This window comes from Marinomonas sp. S3726 (assembly GCF_000967665.1).
In the GTDB taxonomy this organism is placed as follows: domain Bacteria; phylum Pseudomonadota; class Gammaproteobacteria; order Pseudomonadales; family Marinomonadaceae; genus Marinomonas.
Window position 1 is genome coordinate 1 of record NZ_JXYC01000006.1, and the last position, 11,629, is coordinate 11,629.

Sequence of the window (11,629 nt, forward strand, 5' to 3'; positions counted from 1 at the left end):
CATGACCATGACCATGACCATAAGAGCCTCTCTGAGAAAAAGACACTTTCAAATCTTGATGCGCATAATCAAGAGGACTTTTATCTTAAGGTGTCAGATGATGGTTTAAATATGGCTTGGGTTTTTCCTCAAACGGCTGCTTTTGATCAGGCCTTGTTAGAGAGTGTGCTTGAAAAGCTTAATGGGATGGAAAACATTTTAAGGATGAAAGGTGTATTTAATCTTGCTTCGGGGGCTTTATTATTAAATGCAACGCAAAGGGATTTTTCCCTTTATGCTAATGAGAAAAAACAGACGGAATCTAAACTTGAACTGATTCTGTCTGCAGATAGTGAAGATCTGAACCAAGACCAAATTCAGTCTTGGGTGTTAAGCTTGCTCTGAACTAAGGCTATTGAGGCCTCAGGTCTATTCTAACCTTTACTTTATTGCCTGGCGCTTCATAGTTTAGATCGTCAAAACTGAAGAGCTTGGCAATTGCTATCCCTCTACCATGAGGGTCCGTAATCCGCTCGTTATCAATTTCTAAAAACTCCTCCCAATCAAAACCTTCCCCTTGGTCGGTAATAATAATTTCAACCATGTCTGAGTTTTTATCAATTTCTAAAGTGGCGTTTTTGTCTGAATTCTCATCGAGGGTGAGTCGTCTTTCGACTTCTTCTTCCCATTGGTCAATTTCCATTAAATGGGTTTTCTCTTTATAACTGATCCCCAGGTTGCCATGCTCTATGGCATTAATCATCAGCTCTCTTAAGCCAATTGGTGTATTAATATTATGGGGGAACATACTGCTCAAGCTTTCAACTAGGCAGTTCACATCATGTAGGGTGCGAAAGTTAAACTGACCTTGGTTAATTAGGCTAAAAGCATCAGCAAATTTGTCTTGGTTTTCAACTAAAGAGCGTATGCTGTTTAATTCGTTAAGCGCGGCTTTAAGAACCGAGAAAAGAACATCTTGTCCTAATGGTTTTGTGAGGTAATAAAAGGCACCAGCATTCAAGCCTTTCGAAATGGCTGATGGAGCGCTTAAGCCTGAAATCATAATGGCCGGAACATGCTTATATTTATCCAGCTCTTTGGCTTTTTTTAATAGTTCTAGACCGTCTCCATCCGGCATAACCCAATCAAGCAGAAGTACATCAAACTGGTAATCATCGTTGGTTAAGTATTCCCAAGCCAGTTTGCTAGATTGTGCAAATGTAACTTGGTAATCAGATTCAGATAAATAGTGTTCTAATATCCTTAAGTTAATTTCTTCATCATCAACGGCTAGTAGGTGGGGGCGAATATTTGTCAAAGCGACGTCCTCATATATGTCTTAACCCTAATATAGACGCTTGGTATAAGCTTGCTCATCTTACTATGTTTATTCTTGTAGTTAAGTTTATAAATGAGCCATATTTGTTATGAAATTGTTATTGCTACTTGATTATCACTTGTTTTCAGTAGCGCATTTTTTACTCGTGTTTCTATTACTAAATAGTCAAATGGTTTTCGAATACAGTCATAAGCGCCATTTTCAATGGCAATAGAGGCTTCTTTTCGATATTGATCACTGTATAAAACAATCACTGGAATGTGCTTTGTGGCGCTGATTTCTTTTAGTTGAGTGAGTGTGTCTAAACCACTCATAAAAGGCATGAGTAAGTCTAATAGTATTAGGTCTGGTTTATATAATTCGGCTTTTCGTATGCCTTGAGCACCTGTCTGTGCACAAGAAATTTGGACTTTATCTCTTAAGAAGTTACCAAGAATTTGCAAACTGTTTTTGTCGTCATCAATAATCAAGACTTTTTGATCAGTATTCATGACAGGACCTCCTTGTCCTTTTGTAAGATTAAGCGTCTAAATAACTTACTTCTTCCAATAGTTCATTGCGGTAATGTACTTGATTTTTACCTGACTTTTTAGCGTCATATAATAAAGCATCAGCGGCATTCAAGAGCCAGTTTGGAGATAGTTTTTTACTTGGTTTACAGGTAACGCCACCTAGGCTAATTGTTAGGGTATTGTTGTTAATACATTGGGCTTGCTCTTGTGTTGCTTGAATTCTGACATCTAGCTTTTCAATTTCTAGGCGACAAGATTCAATAATCGTTTCTACGTCAGAGGCTTTGGTTCCTGGCATAAGCAAGATAAACTCTTCGCCACCGTAGCGAGCTACTAGGTGGTCTTTATTGCTACTGATTGAGTTTATTGTGTTAGCAAGGGTTGAGGCTACTTGTTTTAAGACCTTATCCCCAGAGGTATGACCAAAACTATCGTTATGTAGTTTGAAACAGTCTATATCTATCATGGCGACGGTTAAAGGTTGCTCTTCATCTAAGCATTTTAGCCATTGTATTTTGAAGTCTTGGGTAAACTTACGGCGATTGGCAATGGCCGTTAGAGGATCTATATGTACAAGCTCATCTAATAAAAGCCGTTGTTCAATTAATTTAAGCTGTAAGCCGATACGAGCTTGAACAATATCTGAGTGAAATGGCTTATGGATATAGTCACATGCACCTAGTTGGAATGCATGTGCCTCATGGTTTGTCTCACTTAAGGCACTAATGAAAATAACAGGAATCTCATTGGTACAGGGGTTTTGTTTGAGGATTTCCATCACCTCAAAGCCTGTCATAACTGGCATAAGTATGTCGAGAATAATGAGATCAGGCTGAAAACGTTTGCTAAGGTCTATCGCCTCAGCGCCATTTTTAGCGCATAAAATCTCACAATCGCCTCTATCATCAATAATGCTAGTGAGGAGGATACGATTGATCTCTTCATCGTCAACCAGAAGTATTAGGTGCTTTTTATGAAAAGACTGACTCATATTAGATGTCTCTATCATTTCTAGACAGGTTGTTTAGAAGTTGTTCTGCTAAAGCTGATGCTTTTTCAAACTCAACATCTTCTACCCAGTCAACTAACTGCTTAACTTGTACCTCTAAGTGACTACCTTTAGCCAGTGTTAGTAGCGTTTGCATATCTTGCTCAACACTAAAATCAGAAGAATTTAGGAGAGGTAATATGCTGGTTAAATAGTCTTTTAGTTTTATATCTATCTGTAGCTTACCAATTATTGGATCAGAATCGCTTATCGCATCAGATATTTCTTGTATCAGCAGTTTTAGTGGTCCAGTAATATTATCAAGTAGGCCTGTTAATAAAGACTCAGCTTCATTATCAAGGTCACTCGTTTTATTTTTATATTGTTCTAATTCTTTTTCTAATATGGCACTTTGATCGTATAAATCTAATGCGCCTATATAGATAGCATTCGACTTTAAAGAATGTACCTTAATGAATAAGGTCTCAAATTTCCTTTGATTAAACAAGTCATTCAATTCATTCTCTAGACCAGAGTTATCCTTTAAGAAGCTTTTTACTAGCTGGATATAGAGTTTATGTTGCCCTTTTAAGCGAGCAAGAGCCTCTTTAGTCGATAACAAACTTATGTTTTCAAGCTTTGTGATTTTAGTTGTTAGCTCTTGGTTTGCTTCTTCTTTTTTATCAAGAGTATCTAACTTTATCGGATCTGGCTGGTTCTTTTCTTTAATCCATGAGGAGAGTATTTTAGCCAGGCTTAAAGGGTCTATCGGCTTGGATATATAATCATTCATACCAGCATTTAAACACTTTTCCTTATCAGATGCGGTTGCATGTGCTGTCATTGCAATAATAGGGAGGTCTTTCCATCTTGCATGCTCTCTGATTTTCTTGGTTGCCGTAAAGCCATCCATAAGAGGCATTTGAATATCCATGAAAACGAGATCGTAATCTTGCTTTGTGAGCTTCTCTATCGCTTCTAATCCATTTACAGCTAAATCAATATTAGCTAGCGTTTCTTTTAATAAGCCCTGAGCAACTTGACGGTTTAGGGCGTTATCTTCAACGAGTAAGATTTTTCTACCTTGATAGAGTTGAGGCGATTTAGTCTCTTTAATCGCTTTTGAGGTAATAAGCCTTATGTTTTTATCTGCAAAGGTTAACAGGACTCTAAAACCAAATGTAGAACCTTTGCCAGGTTCACTATTAACCCAAATCTCCCCTTTCATTAATTCAATGAGCTCTTTAGAGATAGCAAGGCCTAATCCAGTCCCACCATATTGGCGTGTTATGGAGTCATCGCCTTGGCTAAAGGAGTTAAATAATTGGCTGATTTGTTTTTTATTCATACCCACGCCTGAATCAATCACTTCAAACTTGAGTTGTGCTAAACCTTGTTCATTTGGCTCTAAATGAATGTGGATGTCTACTTTCCCAGAGTGGGTAAACTTCACCGCATTATTTGCTAAATTAATGAGTATTTGTTGTAGCCTAAGTGGGTCACCTTGTAATAATGGAATGCCTTGTTCATGGTTGTAAATGTTGAGAGCGAGTCCTTTTTCTTTAGCCTTGATTGAGCAAATAGACGTACTATTTTCAATGACTTCGTTTAAATCAAATGGAATAGATTCTAATGATAATTTGTGAGCTTCAATTTTTGAAAAATCGAGCACACTATTTATTAAGCCTAATAATACTTCTGCTGATTCAAGAATTTTATTGAGATAATCTTTCTGTTCTAGATTTAATTGGGTTTTTAGCGCCAAGTGACTTAAACCTATCACAGCATTCATTGGGGTCCGGATTTCATGGCTCATGGTTGCTAGAAACATGGATTTAGCTTGATTAGCTTCCTCTGCCTGTAATTTAGCTAAGTTTAGCTGTTTGGTTCTTTTATTTACTCTGTCTTCTAGGTTTTGATAAACCAAAGCATTGTCGATAGATATAGCGGCCTGACCTGCCAGAATATTTAAAACCTCTAAACGATCTTTAGTAAAAGCCCCAGATATTAAATTATTTTCAAGATATAGAATTCCCATCAAAACACCTTGTTTTAAGATGGGGTAGCAAAGTAATGAAACTGGGCTTTGCTCTTGGATGTAAGGGTCTATTGCATAATCAAGACAAGTACCGGCGTTATCTAAAATCACAGGAGTGCGGGTGCGTTTTACATAAGTCAGAATAGACTTAGGTAAGGCAGAGCTTTGTAACTCTTCTGAATTAAAGTCTATCAGTGTGCCGACAGGAATACGTTCTTCGTCATGACTATCTTTGCTAGCGAACTGATCGTTTATCGCTGAGGCCTGAACACTCCAATTGTCATCCGTATTAAGGATAAGTTCGCCAGACTGTGCACCGGCTTCTGAAATAATGGTCGACATTAATTTAGTTAGAAGCTGGTCAATCTGGATCTCGCTAGAAATGATCTGGGCTGATTTAGTGACTGATAATAGATCGAGTGAGCTTCTTTCAAAATTACGAGTGTTGAGCGTATTTGTATGTGGTCTTGATGTTTGTAATTTGAGCTCGGGGTAGGCTTGTTGTAACTGAATCGCTTTATTTTTTGCACCCCAGTTGAGAAAGTGAGTGTAAGCTTCTTTTAAATAGCTCAGTGCAATAGTCAGCTTGCCTTTTCTAAACCAAAAGCGACCTGCAAGCTCATTTGCGATACCTGTATGGTAAATAAAGTCACCTTCACTAGCGCCTAAAATAGCATCATCATATAAATCAAGTGCAGCTAGAGTGTCGCCTTCTAAACTCGCCAATTCTGCATCAATTAACTTTAATTTAAAGCCAAAGTTAACCTCACAGTTATTTGCCCAGTTTTGCATTTTATCTCTGTTTTCAGCAATTTTAAGCTTCATTTCTTGTTGTTTAGAAATATCTAAAGCATCAGTTTGACTTACTTGGATTAAGCTCAATGTTTGTAAAAAGCAGTGTTCTGAAATGCTGAACCAGCCAAATGTTGCTGCAAGCGTTTTCTCTGCTTCGATAGAGAAGTCTAATGCTAAGCTGTAGTGGCCTAAGATAAAGGCTTCCATCATCTTGCTAAAATGATAATAGTTAAGACAGAGTATATGATTAGAATCAATAAGAGTTTGCACAAACTCAGATTCATTAAAGTTCTCATCATCCCAACTTAAATCTGTTTTGCTTCTGCCTTGTAAGAGGTTGTTGGAGCGCATAAGCATTTCGTGCACTTCCATTGTATTTGGATCGGCTAATTTTTGTATGACACCACTAAGTTGTTTGCCTTCTTCTTCAATAATATTAAGAGGTTGTCCACTGAGTAGCATATGTTTAAGAATATGGAAGGCGCTGTAACTAGCAAAAACGATTTCACCCGCTTCTAACCCTGCTTTAAGTGCTTTCTTGAGGTAATCAATATTGTTTGGTAAGTGAGATGACCAAGGGCTATTCGTGACACCAAACATGGTATAAATCTTACAGGTTAAGGGTGAATACGGGCTGCGTTTCACTAAATCGACAGCCAGTTTTCCAAACTCATAACCTTGCTGGTAGTTCCCCATAAATGCGGCCAACATGGTGCCATAATTGACATAACCAAAGGCAGACATGTTTGAGTTACCTTGCTGAATAGATAGCTTTACCATTTTAACAACAGCTAGGGTGCTCATATGCAGTTTTACATTAATTGCAGGCCCCCAAATGTGGCCAAAAAGATCCATTAGCACGAGGGTTTTTGGGTCTTGCATTGGAGGGAGTTCAAGTAAACTTTCTATACTTTTTGCTTCAATAAAGGACGCTATTTCAGAGAGTTCTACGCCCATTTGTTGTTGTAATGCTTCATCTTCTTCGGGCCAGAAAACACCCAATAAACGAATGCCTTCAGAGCCTGCGCTAAGAGCCTGATCGAATTGGCCTAGACCTGCATAAAGCTCAGTTTTAAGTGCTAGGATTCTGGCTCTGTCTATGTCTTCAATTTTGTGTTCTAAGATAAAGTCACAGGCTTTGTGAGCGGCATCGAAACGCCCTGCTAGGTGTGCTGCTTCTGCTTTTTCTTTATAAAAATTAAGTGCGATCTGGTAATTATTATGCCAACAATCAGCAGATAAAAATTGAATACCATGATCAAGGTAATTAAGTGCAGGTACATAGGCATTGGAATCTTTAGCCTTAATTGCTGCTCTCAAATTCAACTTTATTAGAGAGTGAAGCTCCTCTTTATCACCACTAAAGAGGGATTGGGCTAGATTGAAATGATGAAGAATATTAAAGAGTTGGTCGTCTGAATTTGGGCCTTGTTTTTCTAATAGGTTTTGACCAAGTTCTAGATGAATTCGTTCGGCATTTACTTCAATGCCAATGTTGTAGGCCGCTTGCTGGATGTTGTCATGACAAAAGCGGAACTTAGGGTTACTGATTTCTAGTAGTTCACTTTGTCCAAAAGTTCTGTAACTGCTATCTATTGCTTGAATAAAACCATGGTCAATACAGACTGATAGATGTTGTGCGCAGACTGCAAGAGGCTGTTTAATCAGCATGCAGAGTGTTCTGAAATCGAATGTGGTGCCGATAAAGGCCGCCAGCTTGAGTGATTTCTGGCAGGCATAATCGATTTTTTCTATCTTGCTAATCATAAAGTCAGCAACATTATCGGTAACTGCCCAACTTCTAATTTTATCTATATCCCAATGCCAACGCCCTTGTGAGGGGTTGAAACTAATGAGTTTTTGGTCGTAAATCGAGTAGAGAAACTGGGTTAAGAAAAAAGGGTTTCCTAGTGTTTTTTCATAACATAGCTCTGCTAATGTGTAAGTGTCTTGCGCTGGCAAAGATAAGGTTGAAGCAATTAATTGATTGACTGAATTTAAATCAAGAGGCTGCAGAGGAATACGGACGATGTCTTTGTCAGTTTTACCTATCTCATTCAACGTTAAGTTTAATGGGTGGGCCCTGCTAATTTCGTTTTCTCTATAGGCTCCTATAATAAGCAGGTGATTCGAATCTTCGTCACTTAAAATAGTTTCTATTAGATTAAGTGAGGCTGAGTCTGCCCATTGTAGATCATCAAGAAATAATGCAATGGGAGAGTGCTTATGGCATATGGTTTGAAAGAATATTTTTAATGCAGAGTTAAATCGACTTTGAGATTCACTGCCTCGGATGACATCTGGTTCAGGAACTTCATCAAAAATGAGGGCTAAGCTTGGTATAAGGTTACTGATTAATTTTAAGCTATTGCCTAAAGCAAGCGTTAAGGCTTCACGCCACTGACTGACAACTTTTTCGTCTTGGCTTAATATCTGATTAACCCATTGATTGCCTGCCTGACTAAATGCAAAGTAGGGAATATCACGACTATATTGATCAAATTTACCTGATATAAAATGGCCGTGTTTAGCAACTACATTTTTATGTACTTCGTTGACTAAGGATGACTTTCCTGTCCCTGCATAGCCTGTCACTAATAACAGGCTTGAAGCGCCAATGCTTGCTTTGTTAAAGGCATTATTTAGTTTTTCAGCTTCTTGTGTGCGTCCACTAACAGTTTGAGTTACTTGGAAGTTACTTCTGATATCTTGCTTTGCAATATCAAAATCAGCTAGCTCTTGCTGATTCTCGAGTTGATCGATGCATGACTTTAAGTCTGCTTTTAAGCCAAAGGTGCTTTGATATCTTTCGTCACCTGTTTTCGCCATGAGCTTTAATACAATATTGCTGATCACCTTGGGGACATTAATATTAAGGCTCGTTGGTGAAGGAGGAAGTTGGCTTAAATGACTATGAATAAGCTGGATTGGATCCTTGCTAATAAAAGGTAACTGGTTAGTAAGCATTTCAAAAAGCGTAACACCAAGGGAGTAGAAGTCTGCACGATAATCTAAGGGCCTATTCATTCTGCCTGTTTGTTCTGGCGCGGTATAGGCGAGAGAACCTGCATGAATACTATCTGCAATTTGTGCATGCCCTGATTTAGAGGTATTGGTGCTAATACCAAAATCAATGAGCTTTGCTGTTTTATCTGGCAGGTTCCAAAGTATGTTATTGGGATTAATATCGCAGTGAATGAGGTGCTTACTGTGAATATCCTGAAGAGCGCTTGCAAGATCAAAAGTAATTTTCAAACTATCAATAATAGAAAGCTTTTTATCTTTTATCAGGGAGGATACAGGTGTGCCTTTGCAATCTTCTAGCACCATATAGAGTGTATGGTTAGACCTTTCTAGATTAAAAGCCTGTCTGATATGCTGACTTTCTTTGAGAGATTGAATTATCTCAAATTCTTTTCGATAGCCTGCCATTAATTCTGGGGTAGGAGATTTATCCCTGATGACTTTTAGTATGACAGATTTAGCGTCACTTATTCTGATTGCACGATATATAAGGCTATTAGTCCCTTCGTGAAGTTGAGTTTCAGTTTTATATTCGGCTAATTTAATCAAGGATAATCCTCTAATTTACTGATAAAGCGACATTTATTTTCGTCGAGTTAGATTTCTAGCACACTTCTATTCAAAATTAAATTATTGAAATTGAAGATAAGTTCATCTATTTCTAAATACGGTAATTAATAATGGAAACAAGGATTTAATTATTGAGCTTAGACTAACTATTTTAGTAGATAAATGAAGTTATTCTTTTTATTAGATATTGAGGAAGTTGTGATGACGGATGTAAGGAAATTAGCGGTACTTGGCGGTGGTGTGGCGACTATCACCAGTTTGTTTGATTTGACCAGTCAGCCGGATTGGAAAGAAAAGTATGATATTACTCTTTATCAAATGGGGTGGCGCTTAGGAGGAAAAGGGGCAAGTGGCCGTAATCTAGAAGATCACGGTAGAATTGAAGAGCATGGTATCCATGTGTGGTTTGGCTTTTATTATAATGCATTTAAATGTATGCGTGCTTGTTATGAAGAGCTGGATAGACCCAAAGATAAGCCCTTATCGACCCTCTATGAAGCATTCACGCCTCATCACTCAACCGCTTTAGCACAAGACTTTAGGCATGACTGGTCCGTTTGGCCGGTTAATGTGCCACCATTACCTGGCAAGGTAGGTGAAGGGGCTGACCCAGTTGATATCTTGGAGGCCTTGTCTGTTTTAATTAATTGGTTATTAAAGCAGGCTGAAAAAGAGCCAGAGCCATTAGATGAAGATGCTAATTTCTTCGACTTTATTTCTCATGTTAAGGATGAAGTTGAAGATTACTTTGAAGATGAGATTATTTTGGCCGCCGTTAAAAAGCTAAAAGTGGTCAAAAATGGTTTGTCTGAATGTGCGACCCAAAAGGATAAGAACAAATTTGATAAGCTTATTAATGAGATAATTTGTATTATGGAAGATGTTAGGGAGACCTTAACTGGGCTTCTTTCTATTCCTGCTAGATTGAATTTAAAAATTAATCGAATTTATACCAGTTTAGATTTTGTTTTAACTATGGGAATTGGTGTTTTAAAAGGTGAGCTTTATGTACCTAGTGCATTAAGTAAAATTAATGACCAAAACTTTAAGGACTGGCTAACTTCATGGGGGGCAAGTGAATTAACAACCTCAGGTCCTTTGATGAATGGCATGTATGGCGGCTTCTTTGCTTATAAAGATGGAGATTTATCTCAGCCAAATGTTGAAGCTGGTACTGTGATTAAAGCGGGTTTATGGGCAATCGTGGCGGTAAGAGAATCGTTTGTCTGGCGTATGCATGCTGGTATGGGTGATGTGGTTTTTGCTCCCTATTATGAAGTGCTCAAACGTAGAGGTGTTAAATTTAAGTTTTTCCATCAAGTCGAAGAAGTTTGTGCAATTGAAAAAGATGGTAGGCATTTAATTAGTGAAATTCGCATAGCGCAACAGGTCCCTCTTAAACAAGGTGTTGATGAATATTGCCCTTTAGTGGATGTTAAAGATTTACCTTGCTGGCCTTCGGCCCCTTTATATAAGCAAATAGAGCCAAGTATCGCAGCTAAGCTGATCGAAAATGATATTAATTTAGAATCCTTCTGGAGTAATTGGTCTGAACTTTATGATCAGCCTAAAATTACGCTAAAAATGGGTGAAGATTATGATCAGGTGATTTTTGGTATTTCTGTGGCTTCAATTCCGTCAGTTGCACCAAGTTTAATGGCTTTAAATCCCGTGTTTAAAGATATGGCTGAAGGGCTCTCAACGGTCGCTACACAGGCGTATCAGGTGTGGCAAAACCAAGATATAGAGTCTCTAGGTTGGCCAGAATATAAAGAAGGTGAAGAAGCGCCAGAAATTCTTGGTTTTGATTCACAACCTTTGGACTCTTGGGCTGATGTAAGTTATTTGGTTAAAAGAGAGGAGTGGCAGGCAGGAGACCCTGATTCACCTAAAGATATTAGTTATTTTTGTGGTGTGTTTGCACCTGATGCTGCGCCAAAAGCACCAGATCCTTCTTATCCAAAATCGCAAAAGGCTAAGGTTGAGGCAGGGGTAAAGGATTTTATGCTAAATCGAGTGGGGTTTTTATGGCCTAATGCTAACCCTCAAGAAGGTGTGTACAAATGGGAGTATTTGGTTGCGCCTAGTAAAATGAAGGGTGAGGAAAGGTTAGATGCTCAGTATTGCAGGGCGAATATTGATCCAAGTGAGCGTTATGTTCAATCAACAGTAGGTACAACCAAATTAAGACTAAAAACCGATGAGTCTGGTTTTGATAATCTATTGATTACAGGGGATTGGATTTTAAATGGATTTAACATGGGGTGCGTTGAATCCGCTACCATTTCAGGCTTGCAGACGGCAAGAGCTGTCAAAGGTGAGAGTTATGGTATCTTCGGTGAAACCTTATTTGATTAAAGTTTAACTATGATAAGAGGCTTAAT

6 protein-coding genes are annotated in these 11,629 nt (G+C 38.2%); 2 read left to right on the forward strand and 4 right to left on the reverse strand.

Features of this window, described 5'->3' with window-relative positions; translation table 11 throughout:
- Positions 1-384, forward strand: a 384-nt coding sequence (locus TW85_RS05415) for a GTP-binding protein (RefSeq protein ID WP_046016091.1), incomplete at its 5' end; no start/stop codon positions are given.
- A gap of 7 nt (positions 385-391) precedes the next feature.
- Here TW85_RS05415 and TW85_RS05420 read toward each other — a convergent pair.
- The 4 genes from TW85_RS05420 to TW85_RS05435 form a co-directional block, all read right to left on the reverse strand.
- Positions 392-1,297 carry a response regulator gene (locus tag TW85_RS05420; protein ID WP_046016092.1) on the reverse strand — a complete coding sequence of 302 codons (906 nt, stop codon included), beginning with the start codon at positions 1,295-1,297 and terminating at the stop codon, positions 392-394.
- 107 nt (positions 1,298-1,404) lie between these two features.
- Entirely contained in the window at positions 1,405-1,809 is a 405-nt protein-coding gene (locus TW85_RS05425) for a response regulator (protein ID WP_052701896.1), read from the reverse strand.
- Between the two features lie 28 nt (positions 1,810-1,837).
- Positions 1,838-2,821 carry a diguanylate cyclase gene (locus TW85_RS05430; protein WP_046016093.1) on the reverse strand — a complete coding sequence of 328 codons (984 nt, stop codon included), beginning with the start codon at positions 2,819-2,821 and terminating at the stop codon, positions 1,838-1,840.
- Position 2,822: 1 nt separating this feature from the next.
- Complete coding sequence (locus tag TW85_RS05435) at positions 2,823-9,224, reverse strand: AAA family ATPase (RefSeq protein WP_046016094.1); 6,402 nt, start codon at positions 9,222-9,224, stop codon at positions 2,823-2,825.
- A gap of 183 nt (positions 9,225-9,407) precedes the next feature.
- Between TW85_RS05435 and TW85_RS05440 the strand changes: the two genes are divergently transcribed.
- Complete coding sequence (locus TW85_RS05440; protein WP_052701898.1) at positions 9,408-11,603, forward strand: NAD(P)-binding protein; 2,196 nt, start codon at positions 9,408-9,410, stop codon at positions 11,601-11,603.
- Positions 11,604-11,629: the final 26 nt, after the last annotated feature.